The sequence below is a fragment of the Proteus sp. G2618 genome (assembly GCF_009915995.1).
In the GTDB taxonomy this organism is placed as follows: Bacteria; Pseudomonadota; Gammaproteobacteria; order Enterobacterales; family Enterobacteriaceae; genus Proteus; species Proteus terrae.
The window spans coordinates 230,512-252,316 of sequence record NZ_JAABNI010000026.1; the positions used below are offsets into that span (position 1 = coordinate 230,512).

Annotated in this window: 17 protein-coding genes and 4 tRNA genes; 13 read left to right on the plus strand and 8 right to left on the minus strand. The window is 35.5% G+C overall.

From position 1 onward, the window contains the following. Positions 1–146: 146 nt before the first annotated feature. The 6 genes from GWJ01_RS18960 to GWJ01_RS17650 all read right to left on the minus strand — a co-directional run bounded on the left by GWJ01_RS18960 (position 147) and on the right by GWJ01_RS17650 (position 3,665). Positions 147–749 (minus strand): response regulator transcription factor, encoded by a 603-nt coding sequence (locus GWJ01_RS18960; protein WP_088495200.1) that lies wholly within the window; start codon positions 747–749, stop codon positions 147–149. Positions 750–1,044: 295 nt separating this feature from the next. Continuing rightward, on the minus strand, positions 1,045–1,299 hold the full coding sequence (gene bssS, locus GWJ01_RS17630; RefSeq protein ID WP_064720401.1) for a biofilm formation regulator BssS: 255 nt from the start codon (positions 1,297–1,299) through the stop codon (positions 1,045–1,047). A 211-nt stretch (positions 1,300–1,510) separates the two neighbouring features. Then, a complete protein-coding gene (gene pyrC / locus GWJ01_RS17635) occupies positions 1,511–2,563 on the minus strand; it encodes a dihydroorotase (RefSeq protein WP_156733655.1) in 1,053 nt (350 codons plus the stop codon). 198 nt (positions 2,564–2,761) lie between these two features. After that, positions 2,762–2,837 (minus strand) — tRNA-Asn (locus GWJ01_RS17640). A 322-nt stretch (positions 2,838–3,159) separates the two neighbouring features. After that, positions 3,160–3,235 (minus strand) — tRNA-Asn (locus tag GWJ01_RS17645). Between the two features lie 354 nt (positions 3,236–3,589). Next, positions 3,590–3,665: transfer RNA gene (locus GWJ01_RS17650), tRNA-Asn, on the minus strand. 297 nt (positions 3,666–3,962) lie between these two features. Between GWJ01_RS17650 and GWJ01_RS17655 the strand changes: the two genes are divergently transcribed. Continuing rightward, complete coding sequence (locus tag GWJ01_RS17655; RefSeq protein WP_161711399.1) at positions 3,963–4,904, plus strand: AraC family transcriptional regulator; 942 nt, start codon at positions 3,963–3,965, stop codon at positions 4,902–4,904. A gap of 90 nt (positions 4,905–4,994) precedes the next feature. Next, the gene (locus GWJ01_RS17660) at positions 4,995–5,588 is read left to right on the plus strand and encodes an NAD(P)H-dependent oxidoreductase (protein WP_088495203.1); all 594 of its coding nucleotides are present in this window, start codon (positions 4,995–4,997) and stop codon (positions 5,586–5,588) included. Between the two features lie 142 nt (positions 5,589–5,730). On the opposite strand, the gene GWJ01_RS17665 is transcribed toward GWJ01_RS17660, so the two are convergent. Beyond that, positions 5,731–5,806, minus strand: a tRNA-Asn gene (locus GWJ01_RS17665). Positions 5,807–5,961: 155 nt separating this feature from the next. After that, positions 5,962–6,468: a YlaC family protein gene (locus tag GWJ01_RS17670; RefSeq protein ID WP_156733651.1), complete on the minus strand. Its 507-nt coding sequence runs from the start codon at positions 6,466–6,468 to the stop codon at positions 5,962–5,964. A gap of 455 nt (positions 6,469–6,923) precedes the next feature. Here GWJ01_RS17670 and cspE point away from each other — a divergent pair, with 455 nt between their 5' ends. The 11 genes from cspE (at position 6,924) to GWJ01_RS17725 (ending at position 21,804) form a co-directional block, all read left to right on the plus strand. Beyond that, positions 6,924–7,136, plus strand: coding sequence for a transcription antiterminator/RNA stability regulator CspE (gene cspE, locus GWJ01_RS17675; RefSeq protein WP_004243573.1), 213 nt, complete (start codon positions 6,924–6,926; stop codon positions 7,134–7,136). A gap of 110 nt (positions 7,137–7,246) precedes the next feature. Continuing rightward, positions 7,247–7,441 (plus strand): protein DsrB, encoded by a 195-nt coding sequence (gene dsrB, locus GWJ01_RS17680; RefSeq protein ID WP_075673852.1) that lies wholly within the window; start codon positions 7,247–7,249, stop codon positions 7,439–7,441. Positions 7,442–7,844: 403 nt separating this feature from the next. Further along, the gene (locus GWJ01_RS17685) at positions 7,845–8,543 is read left to right on the plus strand and encodes an MgtC family protein (protein ID WP_088495205.1); all 699 of its coding nucleotides are present in this window, start codon (positions 7,845–7,847) and stop codon (positions 8,541–8,543) included. A 3,725-nt stretch (positions 8,544–12,268) separates the two neighbouring features. After that, a complete protein-coding gene (gene flhD, locus GWJ01_RS17690) occupies positions 12,269–12,619 on the plus strand; it encodes a flagellar transcriptional regulator FlhD (protein WP_072063484.1) in 351 nt (116 codons plus the stop codon). Positions 12,620–12,621: 2 nt separating this feature from the next. Continuing rightward, positions 12,622–13,203 (plus strand): flagellar transcriptional regulator FlhC, encoded by a 582-nt coding sequence (gene flhC / locus GWJ01_RS17695; protein ID WP_006533207.1) that lies wholly within the window; start codon positions 12,622–12,624, stop codon positions 13,201–13,203. A gap of 134 nt (positions 13,204–13,337) precedes the next feature. Then, positions 13,338–14,231 carry a flagellar motor stator protein MotA gene (gene motA, locus GWJ01_RS17700; RefSeq protein WP_036935706.1) on the plus strand — a complete coding sequence of 298 codons (894 nt, stop codon included), beginning with the start codon at positions 13,338–13,340 and terminating at the stop codon, positions 14,229–14,231. Positions 14,232–14,233: 2 nt separating this feature from the next. Next, positions 14,234–15,280: a flagellar motor protein MotB gene (gene motB, locus GWJ01_RS17705; protein WP_088495206.1), complete on the plus strand. Its 1,047-nt coding sequence runs from the start codon at positions 14,234–14,236 to the stop codon at positions 15,278–15,280. Between the two features lie 35 nt (positions 15,281–15,315). Continuing rightward, positions 15,316–17,487: a chemotaxis protein CheA gene (cheA, locus tag GWJ01_RS17710; RefSeq protein WP_156733647.1), complete on the plus strand. Its 2,172-nt coding sequence runs from the start codon at positions 15,316–15,318 to the stop codon at positions 17,485–17,487. Between the two features lie 21 nt (positions 17,488–17,508). Beyond that, positions 17,509–18,009: a chemotaxis protein CheW gene (cheW, locus tag GWJ01_RS17715; protein ID WP_156733645.1), complete on the plus strand. Its 501-nt coding sequence runs from the start codon at positions 17,509–17,511 to the stop codon at positions 18,007–18,009. Positions 18,010–18,391: 382 nt separating this feature from the next. Continuing rightward, positions 18,392–20,098, plus strand: coding sequence for a methyl-accepting chemotaxis protein (locus GWJ01_RS17720; protein ID WP_161711400.1), 1,707 nt, complete (start codon positions 18,392–18,394; stop codon positions 20,096–20,098). Between the two features lie 59 nt (positions 20,099–20,157). Beyond that, entirely contained in the window at positions 20,158–21,804 is a 1,647-nt protein-coding gene (locus GWJ01_RS17725) for a methyl-accepting chemotaxis protein (RefSeq protein WP_161711401.1), read from the plus strand. The last annotated feature ends 1 nt before the right edge of the window (position 21,805 follow it).

Here is a 21,805-nt window from a genome sequence, read left to right on the forward strand (position 1 = left end):
AATATCACATGTACCCTACATACATAATATTATAATAAATTTAAGGTGGCCAACACGCATATTAGCCACCTCACTTACAGTGAGTAATAACGGGAATTGGACTCCTTTTTTCTTCTGCTTATTTTTTCTATTAAAATATAATCGGATTATTTCTCATATATGTATTTTAAAATGTTATATATGAAAAATAACTCAATTCTATTTTTTACATTAATCTTCTCAGTAATATGCCTTTTATGTGAATATACAGTGCTACTACTAATAGACAGCTTTTTTGCTATTTGATGATTAGGTATTTCACTCATCCAGTAATTAATTATTTTTTGCTCTTGTAAACTAAAAATAGAGCATAATGAATGTTTATAGGTTGGAAAGAAAACTTGGCACCGAGAAGTGAATAAAGATGTCTTTTCAAGCACCCAAGGAAGGATCTTTTTAGGAAGGATAAAACAGTTATTTGTCAACGCGATAGGTCTTTCTTTGTCTGGGTAATTTGCATCAATATAAAGATAAAGACGGCAACTTCTTGTTGAAATAAAAAAGAACTGCAAATGTGGACAATGTGCTATTTCCCGACAATATCTTGTAAGATCAATAAATATAATATCTGGCATTGAGTGATTAATATAATTATTTGCTTCTTGTATAGATGATATGTCAATTATTTCATGTCTTACATTTCTCTTCGAAAAATAATGTTTTATACCATTGCGAGTAAAAAAACATTCATCAATAATTAATACTTTCACAAATAACTTCCTTGTTTGTAGCCGTTTTAATTTATTAAAATAAAGACAACATCATTTTATGTCAATTCGGCTTATATGTTCTTTTTTTGAAGATATATCGAATAAAAAGGTTATGATTATTTTTCCATTAAATGGAGGTTGATTTATTAATATAACTAATTATTTTTATACCGAAAGAGTTGGTTTATATATTGATATAATCAATATGCGATGGTGGGTTATAGAGAGGTAAAAATGAGAACAGGAGTACCAAGTACTCCTGCTTTGCGTTCGCTATCTTTTCTAGATCTTTTTATTAATGCTTGGTGTTGTCTGAAACAGAATCTTCAGATGATTCAATTTTATCAATACCTGCTTGAAGAATATGAATCAACTGTTTAGCTATGTCTGTTGTGAGCCAAAGTGTCTTATCTACAACTGCGTTTTCTGGATGATGTTCGTTTTCAGGAAGATAATGTAAACGCAACATCATGGCATCGTAGATGTCAACGGTACTGATGTCCCAGCCTACAACAGGATGTGTCTGAATAACTTCATTTTTTCTACTCATAATACCTCCTAATCATACAACCGGTTTTGACTAAGAGAGAAGCTCCCACACAAAGTGGTTACTTTTCAGTATACGAGATTTATCGTGATTAAAAAGATAAATTTTTGTTATAACAAAAAAATGTGTGCTAGCTCAGATAAAAGAGTAATGCACCATTAACAGTCGAACAAATGTTATATGGTGCATTTTAGATAAATATCAAGGGGAAGGATTAATCGACAGTGATATCCCAATGAATATTTTCATTTGCTAAGAAAGGAATAAGCGCTTCATTGCCACAAAGGATTTGTGCTGGAGCCTCAACCGTTTTTTCTGTTAATGTGATTGTTCCTTCATTAACAGGTAAACCATAGAAACGAGGGCCATTCAAAGAGCAGAAAGCTTCAAAGTGTTGTAATGCATTAAGTTCTTTAAATACGGTTGCGTAAGCGGCTAGTGCGGTTGGTGCGTTAAATACTCCCGCACAACCACAAGATGATTCTTTGCGGTGTTGTAAGTGAGGTGCAGAATCTGTACCTAAGAAAAAGCGAGAATTTCCTGATGCAACAGCTTCTCTGAGTGCTTCTTGGTGAACATTGCGTTTAAGAATAGGCAAGCAATATAGATGAGGTTTAACGCCACCAACCAACATATGGTTGCGGTTAAACATTAGATGTTGCGGAGTGATGGTGGCTCCGAGAAATTCATTTCCTTCTAACACATACTGAGCTGCTTCTTTAGTTGTAATGTGTTCAAAAACAATTTTTAGCTCAGGAAATTGCTTACGTACAGGAGACATAACGCTATCAATAAAACGCGCTTCTCTATCAAAAATATCAATATTTGAAGCGGTTACTTCGCCATGGATAAGTAATGGCATGCCAATTTTTTCCATCACACTTAAGATTGGGTAAATCTTTGTGATATCTGATACGCCATGACTTGAGTTAGTTGTTGCATTCGCAGGATAAAGCTTACAAGCAGTAAAAACACCTTGTAAGAAACCTTGTTCGACTTCTGAAGGCAGTGTGCTATCTGTTAAATAGCAGGTCATTAACGGTTCGAAGTTATCTCCCGCAGGAATAGCCGCTTTGATGCGATCACGATAAGTGCGAGCAGCTTCAATCGTTGTAACTGGTGGGACAAGGTTTGGCATAACAATAGCTCTGCCAAAATAGCGACTGGTATAAGGAACAACAGTTTTTAGCATGTCATCATCACGAAAGTGAACATGCCAATCATCAGGACGGCGAATAGTGAGGGTGATAGGTTGTGCAGTGGTCATATACCGGCTCCGTGTGTCTTAGGAAAATCGAAAGATCAAGGATTGGATTGGACTAGATAGTCAAGCCGGAAACGAATGCTAATACGAAAACGATTAAATAGCTACCATTTAATCGCATTTTTTTATTATCTTTTTGGAATTATGTAAGGTGAAACAGAGAATAAAATCAAAAGGTTACGAGGGTGACACAAAGAGAAATGGCTCCTCCAACTGGACTCGAACCAGTGACATACGGATTAACAGTCCGCCGTTCTACCGACTGAACTATGGAGGAACAACATTAAGTGGCGTGTATCATATAGTGAGTGATTTGATATGTCAAAGGACAATCAACGATATTTGTTTAAGTGCGTAGATAAACAACATATTGTGTATTTCTAAAACGGATAATCTAATAATGAGGCGATAAACATTTTTAAATGGCTATTTTCTCTACATTGAAGATTGAAAACAAAGATAAAAAATAAAGAGATAACGTATTTGAGACGACACAGAGATCTAAAAAATAAAAGAGGAGAAGAATAGGAATGGTATTGATAATAGAGAAGGTAGAAAGCAAAAAGCCCGCACTGTGATAGCGCGGGCTTTTCTAAATTTGGCTCCTCCAACTGGACTTGAACCAGTGACATACGGATTAACAGTCCGCCGTTCTACCGACTGAACTATGGAGGAAGCGAGTTCTCGTGAGAACGAGACGGATAATAGCGAGGGCGATGAAGTTTGTAAAGTAAAAAAAGTGAAATAATAGTTTAAGTGGTTAAAAAATAACTAATTTATGGTTTTTAAATTAAATAAGGTGGTTTTGAGTTTAAAAAATAGTCAGTGGCATAGTGTTAATTTAAATTATCCTATTAGAACGCACTCTTTTATTGATGATTTTGAGTGGAGATAAAATTGAAATCATGGATACATCGGTGGATATAATAAGAGCACAAAGAAAATAAATTAAGAAAATCGAGGAATAAAAATAATGGATGAGCAGAAAGCAAAAAGCCCGCACTGTAATAGCGCGGGCTTCTCTAAATTTGGCTCCTCCAACTGGACTTGAACCAGTGACATACGGATTAACAGTCCGCCGTTCTACCGACTGAACTATGGAGGAAGCGAGTTCTCGTGAGAACGAGGCGAATAATAGCTATCCTCGGTCACCTTGTAAAGTAAAAAAATGAAAAAAATAACTGTTTGCTCAAGAGTGCATCAGATTGTTTCTTTTTTGATAAAAATGTATAAAAAATAAATGGTTATCAGTAGAAATAATACTCGAAATTACATTTCTACTAGATGAAATATGTCTTACCGTGGTAAGAAAAGGTAAGGTGCTTTTTTAAAAAAAAGTTTTTCAAACTATTTAGTAATACAATCTGACGAATTCACAGACTAAATTGAAGAATCAGAGGCTATGGATACTGCGAATCTATCAGCACCAATAGTATTAGAGTTTGAACATTTTAAAAAAACACTTCTTCTATATACAAGAGATAAAGAAGGGGGATGGGATACGGTTGTCTCTGGTTTAGCATTATGTCGGTATAGTTCTATTACAGAGCCAGAAGGTTGGATGTATGAACCAAGTTTGGCTATTGCTGCGCAAGGTGCAAAGCAGATAACAATAGGGCTAGAGACAAATTGCTATCGTCCTATGAATATGCTTTTAACATCATCAGAAATACCGACCTTTGCTAAAGTTTGTGAGGCTTCAAAAGAGACACCTTTTTTAGCGATATTACTAAAATTGGATCTCTCTCTATTACCTGAGTTGCTAACAGAAAACAAATTTGAGTTACTACAAGAAAATAAAGAGATCCGAGCTCAACAAGTTGTTCAAGCAACTGCACCAATCCTACAAGCAGTAACCAGGCTTATAAAACTAATAGATACACCCGAAGACGCACCGTTTATTGCACCTTTGATCCAAAAAGAGATCCTTTATTACTTATTACGATCAAACGATGGTGCGCGTCAGCAACTACTCGCTTCGCAACATCCCCAGTGTCGGCAAATTAATCATGCTCTTGATTGGATTAAACAACACTACCGCGAAACAATCCGGATAGAAGATCTTACAATGTTAGTGGGTATGAGTACCTCTTCATTTCATTTTCACTTTAAAAATCGAACAGGCATGACACCATTGCAATATCAAAAATGGTTACGACTGAATGAAGCGAGAAGGATCATGTTGATTGAAATGAGTGATGTCTCTGAGGCGGCATTTATTGTGGGTTATGAAAGCCCATCACAGTTTAGTCGCGAATATCAGCGATTATTTGGGTTATCACCTCTAAAAGATATTCAACGATTAAAAGCCTCTGGATCTGAAAGTGTATATTTGGATTATTAGGCAAGAATAATGGAGAAATGAGTTAAGGCAGTAATAGATAATTGCGTTACAGTCAGTTTATTAACTATGTGTATGTAAAGGGGTTTAGACGTGACGAATGTTTTTATTATTAATGCGGCAAAAGAGTTTGATGGGTCTGAAGGGAAGCTCAATGACCATTTGACGCAAATTGCCACAGAATTATTATCTTCACATCAGATAAATGTGCAATCAACACGCATTGATGATGGTTATGATAATGATGAAGAAGTTGATAAATATTTATGGGCAGATGTCATCATTTATCAAATGCCAGCATGGTGGATGGAAGGTCCTTGGATCTTAAAAAAATATATTGATGATGTGTTTAGTGCGGGGTACGGCAAAATGTATATTGATGATGGCCGTACACGAAAAGATCCTTCGAAAAAATATGGTTCTGGTGGGTTATTACAAGGCAAAAAATATCTTCTTTCTGTAACTTGGAATGCGCCTTTTGAATCATTTGAAGAGCAAGAACAGTTCTTTGAAGGAAAAGGGATTGATGCTGTCTATTTCCCATTCCATAAAGCGAATCAATTTTTAGGTATGGAAGGATTAAAAACCTTTGGAATGTTTGATGTAGTGAAACAACCACAAATTGAACAAGATATTGAAGCGTATAAAAAACATTTAGAACAAGAAATCGTTGGGATCGCTGATTAGATATTTATCTTGCTAGATATAAATTAGCTATCTGATAATCAATCAAGATAACGATACAGATTGGATTTAGGTAGCTGATTTTGACGATATGGATTTACAAAGCAAAAAGCCCGCACTGTAATAGCGCGGGCTTTTCTAAATTTGGCTCCTCCAACTGGACTTGAACCAGTGACATACGGATTAACAGTCCGCCGTTCTACCGACTGAACTATGGAGGAAGCGAGTTCTCTTGAGAACGAGGCGCATAATAACGATGATATATCAGAGTGTCAACGTTAAAAGTGGATTAAATATCTGTTTGGTTGGTTTATCGACAAAGTGGTTAAATAATAGAAGTTATTCTCCGTGTTTTACGTGTAACACGGAGAATCAATTAGGCTTGAGGGGATAATTGTGATGCTGAAATTGATTGTTGAACGGGATCAAATGCCATCAAGTACACATCGTAAAAATGAATTTCTTGTTTTTTACTAATAATCTCACGAATGTCTTCTTTTATTTGTTGAGATATCGCTGGGTGCTGGTGGATTTCATTTATGGCTTCATCAGAGAGTTTTTCAAAGGTATACCATTCACCGTTATAGCAAACTCTCAAATCGAGAACACCAATATCCTCAAATTTATAGATAGGTTTAATATCAAATAACAAGATACCAGCCATAACTAAGAACATCACAGTAAAAAGAACGAGTGAGATAACCCCAAAGTAAGGTGAATAAATTAATAACGCAGCGAGTAATACATAAGAGAGAACCATGCTGATACATAACCAGATATGGTTTTTTAAAAACTGACTATTAAAATGTGGTTTCCCGTCTCTTTTCTCTGCTTTATTGATCCGGTCTAAATCACGCTCTAAGATTTCTTTTAATACATTCATTGTAAACACCTTAAGAGATGAATGTTGCAAACTTGTTTCTTATTATTAGATTATCACGGGGACAAGATAAGCGGGTAGAACAGTTTTTTTAAATTATGGCATTAACTGTTATTGTCAAACCATTAAGAATATTCTTAGTTGTTGTTAATAATAGAGATAAAATATCAAATAAATTTTATGCACAGTGATAAAAATAGAGGAAGAATTGTATTTTTAATGTGCAATTCGCATTTTTTTAATCTTTAGACGCATAAAACTATTGCTATTAAACTTGTCTCATGCGTTAATGAGTAAGGCCTCAATACAGACCTGATTTATGATTGACATTCTAAGTTAATGAGTTTTAAACAGCATCGCTTTTTGACCGTTTTCTTCATGTGTGCCCATAAGTTATAGGTAGTTCAGGCCAGTAGATGCCGAGAAGGCAACGTTTTATTGATATATAGGAAAGTCACATGTCTGACAAAATGAAAGGTCAAGTTAAGTGGTTCAACGAGTCTAAAGGCTTTGGTTTTATTACTCCAGCAGACGGAAGCAAAGACGTATTCGTTCACTTTTCTGCCATTCAAGGTAACGGTTTCAAAACTCTGGCTGAAGGTCAGAACGTAGAATTCACAATTGAAAACGGTGCAAAAGGTCCAGCAGCTGCTAACGTAACAGCTCTGTAATTTAAAGCCTTTTAAAAATTTTCTTCAAGCCTGTCACCTTATGGTGGCAGGCTTTTTCTTTATGGGTAAAATAAAGAAAAAGAGAATGATAATATTTATCAGGAGAACAAATGCAGGTTAATGATAGCGTTGTTGTGAAAACAGATGGTATTGACGATCGTGAAGGGACTATCCTACTTATTGAAGAATTTAATGAAGGTATAATGTATTTAGTATCACTCCCTGAATATCCAAAAGGAATTTGGTTTTTTAATGAAAAAGAGGGTGGTGAAGGCACATTTGTTAGACCAATACAGCAAAAGTGACTTACGTTTAGGTATGGTTCATTTACATTTTTAAATCATCTACTTATACTTTTGCCAAATTTTAGTTAGGAGAAAATACCTTGGATACACAAAGTTGTAGGTTAATGATAAACCCATTAACTGAGAATAATTTTATTCAAAATAATAGGTAGGCTGTTTTCTTCACTAAAACTGCTTACCATTTTGGTGGGCAGTGCATTGTAATATTTCTTTCTTATATATTCCTATTCAGCACTTACCCAAATGATTTCCCTTATGCAGCTAAAATACGAAGGGTAACTCCATGTGCTACATTTTTTTCTCTTTATTTCCTCCACCTAAGGCGATGAATTAATTTCAACACTCTGAACTATCAGAGCAAAATTTTCATTTCTATTTCAATCATCATGTAGAGGAAATAAACATGACGATGACGCCTTATATTTTAAATCTCATAATTGCAATGTGCCTTGGTGCTTTGATTGGTGCCGAACGTCAATGGCGACAAAGAATGGCTGGTTTAAGAACAAACGCTTTAGTTGCAACGGGTGCGGCTGTTTTTATTTTAAGTTCAATAGAAACTTCGCCAGATAGCCCTGGTCGTATCGCAGCTCAAGTTGTTTCGGGTATTGGATTTCTTGGTGCAGGTGTGATCATGCGTGAAGGAATGAATATACGTGGACTTAATACGGCAGCAACGCTTTGGTGTTCAGCAGGAATTGGCGTGTTATGCGGCTTAGGTTTATATCAACTGGCGACCATAGCAACACTTCTTATTCTTTGTGCGAATATTTTACTACGAGAAGCTGCTCAACGGATAAACGCTCAGCCACAACATCAAGCAATAGATATTGAACAACGCTACTCAATACGAATTATTTGTCACGAAGAAGATGAAGTTTTAGTTAGAACACTCATTTTACAAGCAATAAATGGACTACATGTTCGATTACAGTCTTTAAGTAGTGCTGATACATTGATGCCTAGTCAGTTGGAAGTTTGTGCTGAATTACTTGCAACACCTGTTGAGCAAAAAGAGATAGAAGCGATTGTTTGTAGAGTAAGTTTAGAAAAGAGTGTGAGTGCAATTAATTGGAAGATAGCGGCAGAGCATCCTGCTTAACAGATCTTTTGAAAATAATGTCTTTCTAATCAAGGCTCCCTGTATTGAATATAGGGAGCTTTTTTGCCATTTGGATACTAGATAGATATCAACTTACAAGGTTATTCCAAAAAGGAATATGAATATTTATAAAAGTTATAAAGAATATAACGTTGTAATTTGTAAGTAAGAGTTCTGTCATATTTCTAGCTGTTGTGTGGGCGATTACGATTATTCGCATCAGCCACATACTTTTGTATGCTCTTAGTAAATCATTTATTTTTGCCTATCCAAACCTCAAATTATTCAGAACATCAACATAATACTTAATTTAAGATTTAACTCCTCCGATGAGAATAATGAGATCTTAGTCATGTATTACGTATTATTACTAATATATAGAAATAAAGTATTTTGTTTGTGTAATTATTATTTTTGTAACTATTACTTTATGGAATAAAAAATAGAAAAATGTATTCAAAAAAAGCTAATTTAAATACGCAATAGGATGGAATATATTCATTTTCGTTTTAATAAAAACAAACATTTTTGCCTAAATTGATTAATGTACAATTATTTGTATTGTGGTTAACCCGTATATAATGAGTTATGAATGAAAAATGTTTAACAGCGTTCGAGTATATTTGGCGTGATTTCTCATCTTTATTAATCTCGCGTTTTAGGTTGATTTGATTTATCTCTGTTTATTTTGTTTTTAATAAACAGGAAAAACTAAAATCAAGTAAGCGGTTGCTACCCATGGTTTACTTATTAAATGAGGCACTTAGGCGTATTGTAGGACAAAAAGTCGTTATTAAGGGGCTTAGCGCAGTATAGAATCTGGGGTGAAAAACGATGTTTTCCATTGATTATATTGGATTTTTTTTTAATACCTAAATTATACTCTCAAATTATTTCAATGTATTTGGCGAAAATTTTATCAATATTTTCTATAGTATTTAATTTAAGTTTGATTTTTTGAGTAATGTTTTTAATTTAATCAAATTAGACTCTCAAAAAATGGGGGTAAATTCAGGAAAATGGTGAGTTTAAACCGCTAAAGTAAAGCTGATGAATTGCTGTGGCATGATGTTTGTAATTACTAATCAATGATGAATGAAAATCTTTTGAAAAATTATAGGATTTTTTGTAAAAACGATGTAGAGGAAATGATACCAATAAGTAATCTTATAATAAGCGTAGAAAAACCACACCACTCTTTTCATTCGATAAAATAATAATTTCAAGATTATATTGTTTATAACTTTGTCAAGGATGTAAATCTTACTTATTACAGAAGGAGAATTATCTTAGTATGAAATAGATGTGTCATTAGTATTTACTGTGAAAATATATATAAAGGATAATTGTGCTACTGACCTTTTTCGATTTACCAAAAAAGATAAAAACAAGTATAAGAGGGATGCTAATTTAAAAAATTGCCGGTATAAAAGGGGGAGTAATCATTTCATGTTTGCTTACTAAAAAACGATGTAACTCATTTCAATAGAACTGAAAGCAATACACAAAGTATTTGCATTCACGGCATGAATAATCTCAATTATTACTTTTGAAAAATACGGTTACAATATTTTTCAAAAGCTTCCTTTTCCAAAAATTTAGAACACTTTTGGGGTATAGAATACTAAGCACTGTTATTGGTTTTTAAGATTAATCTAATAAATGAGATATAGGTCTTGATTATTTAGATACATCAATATTTTTATTAGGCTTTGATAGAGAGGAAAAGTCTTTTTAAACTCGGAATTACTCATAAAAAGGGTAATAAAATGAGTCAAATTAGTGGTTAGAATAGGGGAATATTTAGAGATATATTTTAGTGGTTTAAGTAAAGATATATCGATATTTAAATCTTTATACTCTCCTAAGCCCGTCAACATCAACTTTTGTTAAGTAATGGTGTTGTTACGAAGTCAGCACTTTTGGTTCTGTAATGTCTTGAGACTTGTGCTAGCTAGGTTGAAAAAAAGAGGCTAACCGCATGATAAGAGGAAAAGTGAAACAATACTCATCATTTGTAAGAGTAAAACAAATTGCTGTTAAGAGATGTTTTGGGGCAAAAAGTAACATTTGATATTTTTTAGTTCGAGGTAATGCCAATGGAATAATCAATAAGATGATATTTTGATCATATTTGTTTTTCTGTCTTTACATTGAAAAAGTCGATGTGTACAAGTGTTAACTCTAGAACGTCATATTTGTCATTACCGCCATTTATTGTGTAGAGGTAATACTGATAACAGGAAAAATAGAATTTATATTTTGCCTTATTATTTTATGAATTAATTACTTTGCATTGGAGATCTTGGAAGCTTTTTTTATCAAATTGAAATTTATATTTCAAAAAAATGTCTTTTTTATAATAAAAGAGGTGTGGTTATATAAAACATAATTTATAAATCTTCTTTTTTTCTTTATGCTTTTTTACGGGATGTTATATTTTTAATTAATTGTAGATTGTTTGATAAATATATATCTATATACAGTGAAAAATAAGATGATTTTTATTTCATTTTTTATTTTAATAAAGTTGGGCTTTATTTTATAAAAAAATGATTGTTTTTTTAAATTTAACTTAAGTTAAATATTGTATTATTTTTATATTCCGTTTTAAATTGATAATTAAATTACAGGTGTTATTTATTTAATTAAATAAAAATCATTCTTTTATTTTTATATTAAACCTGTGACAGTTTTAAATTTTAACTGCTCATAATATATACTGCAATTCATAAATAAAACTTATTTGTATGTGGATATTATTTCTCTGTGACTAATTTACAGTCAATAAAACCCTTATTAAGAGTTCTGTAATTTAAGTGTTAAATAGTACTTAATAATCATTAGTTAAATTGTATTGTTACAATTGAAACTTTAATAATGTGGAAATAAATATTCAATGATTTAAGGGTGAAGATGCATAACTAAGAATTTAATTTTATATGACTTATCGTTCTGTTTAATAAATTCATCACGATATGGCATTGATTTTAAAGGGTAATTTTAATGGTGAAATAATAAAAAAATTTAGGATAACTATAAATAATTAGAATAGGTTATTTTTCAAACAAATTGTAAATAAAAAGTGATCATTTCTGAAGGTTTACGTAAATGATGAAAAAAATAATATCTATAGAAATATTTATTAAAACTGGGAAGCTTGTTTAGATAAAGATGAGGAGGAGATATATCAATATATGTTACTGTGATCAAAAAAATCTCCAATTGTGGATTTGTCAAATTTTTATGCTGTATTTTTAGGTTTATAAGTTTAATAGATCGTATAAAATAAAAAATTATCATTAATATTTTAATTTGGGTAGATTAGCTTATTAATTTACACCAAGTTTTATTACTTTTATCACTTGAATAGTTAATGAACTAATTCCATAATAATGATTATCTTTTTGTGATGTGACTCACATAGTATTTAAATTAGACTACTTTATCCGTTGAATAACTTAATCGTTAAGGAGTAAAGTTGTCGCGTTAGGATTATTCTTAACGAGCTATATTGGCGAGCATTTAAAGTTTACTTTTAATTTAAATGTTTTTTTCGCTACTTTTGAAAATGACCGTAACTAAGTAATACAAGGTAGTGTTACTACGTGTCATGTTCATAAAATGGGGCCTGGAAATTTAATATTACATTTATATTAATTTCCTCGGGATCTTTCATTAGGAAGATCCTCTTTGTTCAATATAATCGGACGGGATGTAAAGAGATGAGTACGGTTGAATTGCTTAAGCATATTTATGACATAAATTTATCGTATTTGCTTTTGGCGCAAAGGTTAATTAACCAAGAAAAGGCTTCCGCAATGTTTCGGCTTGGGATTAGTGACGCCATGGCGGATGCACTAGCAGAGCTTACATTGCCTCAATTGGTTAAGTTGGCTGAAACAAACCAACTAATCTGTAATTTCCGGTTTGAAGACAGCGAAACAATAGAACAACTCACTAAAGAATCTAGAGTGGATGATTTACAACAAATTCATACTGGCATTCTTCTTTCTTCTAACTTGTTTCGTCAGTTATCGGAACAAGATACTACTGCGACAAAGAAACGGGCATAACAATGAGTGAGAAAAGTATCGTCCGAGAAGCGAAGGATATTCGCTTAGCAATGGAATTAATCACCTTGGGTGCCCGCTTACAAATGCTTGAAAGTGAAACTCAATTAAGTCGGGGGCGTTTAATTAAATTATACAAAGAATTAAGAGGGAGCCCCCCTCCAAAAGGAATGCTGCCATTTTCAACGGATTGGTTTATGACATGGGAACAAAATATCCATTCCTCAATGTTCTATAACGCTTATCGCTTTTTATTAAAAAATGGTGGTTGTGTTGGCGTTGAGGCTGTTGTTAAAGCTTATCGTTTATACTTAGAGCAATGTCCGCCTGTTAAAGATCAAGAACCTATTTTAGCACTAACAAGAGCATGGACATTAGTACGCTTTGTTGAAAGTGGCATGTTGCAACTTTCCGTTTGTACCAAATGTAATGGTTCATTTATTACACACGCACACCAGCCAGCTAGCAATTATGTTTGTAGTCTTTGCCAGCCACCTTCTCGCGCAATAAAAAAACGTAAACTTTCCGCCAATCCTGCCGATATTAACTTACAACTGTTGGATGGTCTTGAACAGTTTGCAATGTGATTCGAGATTGAAAGTTAAATATCAGGTTATAGAGCTTAGTTATCTATAACCTGAGCCGTTTCCTCTCCCCCTCCTATCTCTTGCTGCTATGTTCGCCATTCTCTCTATAACGAAATTAGCTAAAGGGATATCGCGTGTTAGTACTCTTAGGATATATCGTGGTTATGAGCGCCGTCATCGGGGGATATCTTCTCGTCGGTGGTAGTTTAGGCGCCTTGTACCAGCCAGCCGAATTTATAATCATCTTTGGTGCCGGTATCGGTGCTTTTATTGTAGGTAATAATGGTAGAGCAATTGTATCGACAATGAAGATCCTACCGAAATTACTTCGTAGTACAAATTACAATAAAGCGATGTACATGGATTTAATGGCACTCATGTTTCGTTTATTGTCAAAAGCTCGTCAAAACGGGATGTTGGCATTAGAGAGAGATATCGAAAACCCACAACAAAGTGACATTTTTTCCCAATATCCTCGCATTATGAAAGATGTTTATATGCTCAGTTTTATTACTGACTATATGCGTCTGATGGTGACAGGGAATATGAATCCTTATGAAATTGAATCTCTGATGGATGAAGAGATTGCAACTTTTGAGGAAGAAAGCGAAGTGCCTGCAACAGGTTTATCGGCGATGGGTGATTCATTACCAGCGTTCGGTATCGTTGCTGCGGTTATGGGTGTTGTTAATGCGTTAGGTGCCGCGGATAGACCCGCTGGCGAAATGGGCGTATTAATTGGACACGCAATGGTTGGTACTTTCTTAGGTATTTTATTAGCTTATGGTTTTATTTCACCATTAGCTTCTAGACTCAGACAGCGCTCTAGTCAGCAAATGAAAATGATGGAGTGCATCAAAACAACATTGTTATCTAGCATGAATGGATATGCGCCACAGATAGCTGTTGAATTTGGACGTAAAACCCTCTTTCTGGCAGACAGACCTTCTTTTATTGAGTTGGAAGAACATGTACGTCAGGTACGGACACCAATGCAGGCAAATCCTGATGCAATGAAAGAAGAGTAATTATGAAGAGTAATTCACAAATCATTCGAGTTAAAAAGCGAGGGAGAAAGCAACATCACGCTCACGGTGGTGCATGGAAGATAGCTTATGCTGACTTTATGACTGCAATGATGGCTTTCTTTCTGGTGATGTGGTTACTTTCAATCTCTAGTCCACAAGAATTAACTCGTGTAGCAGAATATTTTCGCACGCCATTAAAAGTCGCTATTGAAAAAGGGCGATTTAGTGGGGATGCAACCAATCCTATTCCTGGAGGAGGGCGTGATCCTGTTTATAACGAAGGTGATATTTTGCCAAAAGGTCAGGAAGATAAACAGCTTAATGAAAAGCAACAATTCCGCCGATTAAAAGAGAATTTAGAACAAGTCATTTTAAATGATCCTAGATTAAAAGATCTGAAGCCTCATTTATTAATCGACATGATGGATGAAGGTTTACGCATCCAAATTATCGATAAAGCAAATCGACCTATGTTTAGAGTCGGTAGTGCTACCGTTGAACCTTATATGAAGGATATTTTGACGGCAATTGCACCTATTTTAAATGACACGCCATATAAAATCAGTTTATCGGGTCATACCGATGATATTCCTTATGCAAGTGGCGCTTTTAAATATAGTAACTGGGAACTATCAACGGATCGCGCGAATGCCTCTCGTCGAGAGTTAATTGGTGCTGGCTTAGGTGAATGGAAAGTGTTGCGTGTTGTAGGTATGGCATCAACAGTTCACTTGGTCAAAGAAGATGGTTTTGCACCTGCTAACCGACGGATCAGTATTCTGGTCTTAACGAAGCAAGCAGAACAAAAAATTGTACAAGAAAATGAGCGGGTTGCACCGACAGTAACAGAGGCTTCAGAAATTGAACCTCTACTTTCAGGGCAAGAAACCCCACAAGAAAAAGCAGAAAATACACAGACGGGTTCGTCTGTGTCTTCTGCATCTGAGCTTCCCGAATCAAAAAAGGAAAATGTTGAAACAGGAGTTTCTGGGGAAAGTTTGCCATCACAATCGACAAATATTACTACAAAGCAGGGAACAGCCCCCTAATTTGTTGGTAATCGCGTAAAGGTGAATGAGTAACGATGGATATTACTGAGTTTTATCAAACATTTTTTGATGAAGCAGATGAGTTGTTAGCTGATATGGAACAGCATTTGCTGTTACTTGATCCTGCAAATCCAGATCAAGAACAGATGAATGCGATTTTCCGTAGTGCGCACTCCATAAAAGGAGGGGCTGCAACATTTGGCTTCGTTAAACTTCAACAGACCACTCATGTGCTTGAAAACTTGCTCGATAGTGCAAGACGTCATGAGATGGCGCTCACCGACGACATTATTAACCTGTTTCTGGAAGCGAAAGATATTATGCAACAGCAATTGGATGCACATAAAAACTCACAAGAACCTGATGAGGAAACATTTAACTATATTTGTGAGAAGTTGCGTCAGCTGGCTCTCGATGTAAAAGAAGAACAATCCGCTCCTCAAGTTGAGGTTGTTGCTGGATCTGAAACTTCAGACTCACAGGCCGCAATGACTGAAACTCCTGTTTTGTCATCTGACATTGAAAATGTGCAAAGTGAAACTATAGAAACCATGGTCGAAGTAGCATCGACAATGGCGGCTGATGGACATTATTACCACCATATTATTTTGTCTGATCTTAAAGAGACAGATATTGATCTAATGCTTGATGAATTAAAGCATCTTGGTGAAGTTAGCCAAGTTGAAAAACAGCATCATGGTCTTGAAGCAATATTGAAAACCACTGCAACAGAAGAAGATATCAGCGCTGTACTTTGTTTTGTGATTGAACCTGAACAAATCTCGTTTAAAAAAGTGGCTGTTGCAGAAAAAAACACAGTTACAGAAGAAAGTACAACATCTGTTGATGATGTTCATGTTGAAAGCCAAGTAGAGCAAGCGGTATCTGTACAAAAATCAGTTGCTGAAAAAGTAACACCATCAGCAGAACCGACTAAAGCACCGGTGGCATCGGCAGCACCAGCGAAAAGACCTGTTGCCGCTGCTACGCCAAAAACAGAATCAAGCAGTATTCGTGTTGCAGTTGAAAAAGTTGATCAATTAATCAACTTAGTTGGTGAACTGGTTATCACACAGTCAATGTTGGCACAGCATAGTGGTACCCTTGAGCCTGCAATATATAGTGATTTACTAAGTTGTATTGCTCAGTTACAGCGTAATTCTCGTGATTTACAAGAATCTGTTATGTCAATTCGTATGATGCCAATGGAATATGTTTTCAGCCGCTTCCCTCGAGTTGTGCGTGATGTTGCAGGTAAAATGAATAAGAAAGTTGAGCTAAACATGATCGGTAGCTCAACAGAACTTGATAAAAGCTTAATTGAAAAAATTATCGATCCTTTAACTCACTTAGTTCGTAACAGTCTTGATCATGGTATTGAAATGCCAGCTGATCGTGTTGCGGCTGGTAAACCGGAAGCGGGGCAATTAACCCTGTCTGCGGAACATCAAGGCGGTAATATTTGTATTGAAGTAACTGATGATGGTGCTGGATTAAACCGCGAACGTATTTTGAAAAAAGCGATTTCCTCTGGGCTTGCAGTTTCTGAAAATATGAGCAACGAAGAAGTTGCCATGCTGATTTTTGCACCGGGTTTCTCTACTGCTGAAGTCGTCACGGATGTTTCTGGTCGTGGTGTGGGTATGGATGTTGTAAAACGAAATATCCAAGAGATGGGTGGTCAAATTCAAATCAGTTTTGAAGTGGGTAAAGGAACGCGTATTCGTATTTTACTTCCACTGACATTAGCAATTTTAGATGGTATGTCTGTTAAAGTTCATGACGAAGTCTTTATTTTACCATTAGGAACGGTAGTCAGTTCTTTACAACCGGAAGAAGATGATATTTATCCATTGGCTGGCGATGAGAAATTATTGCAGGTCAGAGGGGAATATTTACCACTGATTGAACTGCATCGTACTTTTAATATTGAAGGTGCTCAAACTGATATTACCCAAGCCATTGCGGTAATTGTTCAAAGTGCCGGACGTCGTTATGCTTTATTGGTAGATCAATTAGTTGGTCAGCATCAAGTTGTTGTTAAAAATATAGAAAGCAATTACCGAAAAGTACCTGGAATATCTGCTGCAACAATTATGGGCGATGGTAGTGTGGCTTTAATTCTTGATGTACCAGAATTGCAACGTTTAAGTCATACACAAATGACAAATAAGAAAAAGAATACAACTGCAAGCGCAGTCATTTAATAGTGAGGATAAAATAAGATTATGGCTTCGGAACATTTCGAGAAATTATCCGGTGAAACTGTTGGACAAGGATTTCTAATTTTTACGCTGGGCGATGAAGAATATGGAATTGATATTTTAAAGGTTCAAGAAATTCGTGGATATGATCAAGTTACACGTATTGCTAATTCACCTAGCTTTATTAAAGGTGTAACTAATTTACGGGGCGTTATTGTTCCGATAGTTGATCTGCGTATTAAATTTTCACAAGAAAGTGTAACTTATAATGACAATACTGTTGTTATTGTGGTTAACTTATTAAATCGAATTGTGGGAATTGTTGTTGATGGCGTTTCTGATGTTCTTACGTTAAAGCCAGAGCAAATCTGCCCTGCGCCAGATTTTGCAGTCACAATGTCTACTGAGTATTTAACAGGTTTAGGTACTTTAGATGAAAGAATGCTTATTCTTGTTGATATTGAAAAATTACTCAACAGTGAAGAAATGGAATTAGTCGATAGCGCAACAATTCAAGCTAAATAAGTTTTTATTTTTTAAAAAATAATCTAAATACTGTTCCGGTAATTTTGCCGGAATAGCTATTTCTATCTTTTTTATTTTATTAGCGAGTGCTAAAGCATCAAATTAACTTTAAGTAAAATTAAAAGATAAAAAGAACTAATAATTTTAGTTAAGTTCTATTTTATTATTTATTAGCTTATAAGTAGCTATCACCTAGCTGTAATATTTTTCTACTGACGGAAATAACTTTAAAGTTTTTTATACTTATAATTTTAATTAAAAACAGTATTACCACCGCTTTCTAATGGGGCAAAAACGTGACTAAGACGAAATGAAACCTATAAAGTTTCTCTTAAGTCTGCCGATAACTTGCTCATTACCGTTTATTATAAAAAGGGAAACTATGTTTAGCCGAATGAAAATAGTGACTGGATTATTATCCATTCTTCTGTTGTTTGGTGTTTTGCAATTTGTCTCAGGGGGAGTTTTTTACTCAAATATCGTTGAGACAAGAAACGACCTTAATAAAACACTGACAATACAAGATCAACGTGAGCGCCTAGATGAAAGCTGGGCTAACTTACTGCAAGCTCGTAATAACATTAACCGCGCCGCGATTAGTTTTTTATTACAAGATAAAAATCTTAATGTAGATGATTCTCTATCTGTTGACTATCTGACAGGTCTTGCTCGTAAAAATATGTCCCGTGCAGATGAGAAATTTAAAGAATTTGAAAAGAATATTACGGCTTATCAAGTTCACTCAGAAGATGATGTTCGTAGCCTAAAAGGGCGTTTTATCGAATATTTTTCTGCATTAAACCAACTGGAAATTTTACTTCAAGATAAGAACTTAAAAGACTTTTTTGAGCAACCAACTACAGGTTATCAAGACGCTTTTTATAAAGAATATCTTGCATATGTCATGCGTAATGAGAAATTTAACGATGAGTTAAATGTAGCACTAGAAGCCTCTCACCAACGTACTGTCATTACTATGGTTGTGTTAGCCATTATCGTGATCTCGGCATTAATTCTATGCTGGTTTGCATTACGTAATGCCTTAATTAGACCATTAAATTCACTTCTATTAAGTATTAAAACTTTCTCTGAAGGTGATTTACGTCCAAATATCGAAGTGAATGGCCGCAATGAAATGAGCTTGTTAGCAAATGGTTTAAAACATATGCAACAAGAGCTTATTCAAACCGTTCGTGGTGTCTATCAAAGTACGGAAAACATTTATAACAGCACAAGTGAAATTGCCGCTGGGAATAATGACTTATCTGCTCGTACAGAAGAGCAAGTGGCTTCGTTAGAAGAAACTGCTGCAAGTATGGAACAGTTAACGGCGACCGTAAAACAGAACGCAGACAATGCTCGCCAAGCAAGTAACCTTGCTAATGACGCCTCAGATATTGCCCGCCAAGGCGGAAAAGTTGTTGCTAATGTGGTGCAAACGATGCACGACATAGCCGGAAGTTCTCAGAAAATCACCGATATCACAGCTGTTATCGATGGCATTGCATTCCAGACCAATATTTTGGCACTGAATGCGGCTGTTGAAGCAGCAAGAGCCGGTGAGCATGGTCGCGGATTTGCGGTAGTTGCCGGAGAAGTTCGTAACCTTGCACAGAGAAGTGCAGAAGCTGCTAAAGAAATAAAAACACTGATTGAAGATTCTGTAAGTCGTACTGAAACGGGTTCTGTACTCGTTGAAAGTGCGGGTGAGACGATGACGCGTATCGTGGATTCAGTAACACGTGTTACTGACATCATGGGCGAAATCGCTTCTGCATCAGATGAGCAAAGCCGAGGTATTTCACAAGTTGGCCTTGCGGTTTCTGAAATGGATCGCGTCACTCAGCAAAACGCCTCTTTAGTAGAACAATCTGCAGCCGCTGCTGCTGGTCTTGAAGATCAAGCAGTTGCATTAACCCGCTTAGTTTCAATCTTCAAATTACCGGGTCAGGAAGAAAAAACGCTAGAAAGAAAGGAATCGGATGCAACCCCTGTAGTTAAAGCCGCTGCTCCACTTATAAAACCAGGAACCTCAGAAAAGAAAAAGAGCAGCAGTGTTGAAGATCCCGCTAACTGGGAAACTTTCTAACAACAACAAGTGGCTGACAAGCGGTGGCTTTTAACCACCGCTTTAAACGAGGTGAAGGCATGTTTAGGTTTCGCAAATTAAAGATATCCACCAGTCTCTATTTATTGCTGATGATGTTTTGCGTTATGCAGGTGATTTCTAGTGGTATTTCGCTAGGGATCGTTCATTTGAATAACGAACAGATCACCAGAGTAGATATAGATACATCTAAGCGAGATGAATTAGGATTAAGTTGGGCATCTTTAATACAAACACGTAATGCGATTAATCGTGTAGCTATTGCAGTGAAAACTGAACAGTCAACGGATTATATTCAATCTATTGAATCAATTGCACTTTCACGTTTGGAAACGGCGAATACTCATTTTCAAAATTTCCTTGCTGATATTAATAAAGAGGCAATCCCAACAGAAGAAAAAGAAATCGTTGAAGCAGTAAAAAACGATTACCACGTTTTATATGGTGCATTAACTGAATTACATAGCATGTTAAAAAACGATAACTTCCAAGGTTTTTTAGATCAACCAACAGAACGTTATCAAACAGCGATGGAAAATTCATTTAACACTTATATGAATTATGTTCAGACAGAAATTACTGAATCTATAGAGCAAGGACACCGCTCTTATACTATTGCTATCTTGATGTTTATCGGTGCAATAGCGATGGTTATTGTGGTATCAATCGCCGCTCATCGTTGGCTAAGTTTTAATATCATTAAACCTTTCGCAAGTTTAAGCCGTTATTTTAATGATGTTGCCACCGGTAAATTAAATCGTGAAATTCTTGTCTTCACCGATGATGAAATAGGGGATGTGTTTAGACGACTACGAGATATGCGTGGTGAGCTCGCGCGTTCTATTCGTATCGTTCGTGATAACAGCCATGCTATGTATTCTGGTATTCAAGAAATTTCCAAAGGAAATACGGATTTATCCTCAAGAACTGAACAACAAGCTGCTTCGTTAGAAGAAACTGCGGCAAGTATGGAAGAGTTAACAGCAACGGTAAAACAAAATGCTGATAACGCCTTGCAAGCGAGCAAGCTAGCAGAGTCTGCTTCTGAAACAGCCATACGTGGTGGAAAAATCACGCATAGTGTTGTTGAAACCATGGATGCGATTACACAAAGTTCTCAAAAGATAGGGGCTATTATCAGTGTGATTGATGGTATTGCGTTCCAAACCAATATATTAGCACTTAACGCCGCGGTTGAAGCTGCGCGCGCAGGTGAACAAGGGCGTGGATTCTCTGTTGTTGCTGGAGAAGTTCGTAACCTTGCTCAACGTAGTGCTGATGCTGCAAAAGAGATCAAATTATTGATTGATGAATCTGTTTTACGAGTCTCTCAAGGTTCTCAACTCGTTAATAATGCAGGGCAGACAATGGAGGAACTCGTCACATCAGTAAATAAAGTCACTGAGTTAATGGCAGAAATCGCCTCAGCTTCTGATGAACAAAGTCGAGGTATTCACCAAGTCGCTGATGCAGTCAGTCAGATGGATCAGGTGACACAGCAAAACGCTGCTTTGGTGGAGCAATCAGCATCTGCTGCCGCAGCATTGGAAGATCAGGCTAATAATCTTGTTGATGCTGTATCGGCATTCGAGTTGCCTGACACGGATGAGAGTAATAATTCTTCATCCCTAGAAGGTAATGGGTTGAAAAAAGCAGATAAAAAATCATTTTTTAAAAAGACCCATTAAA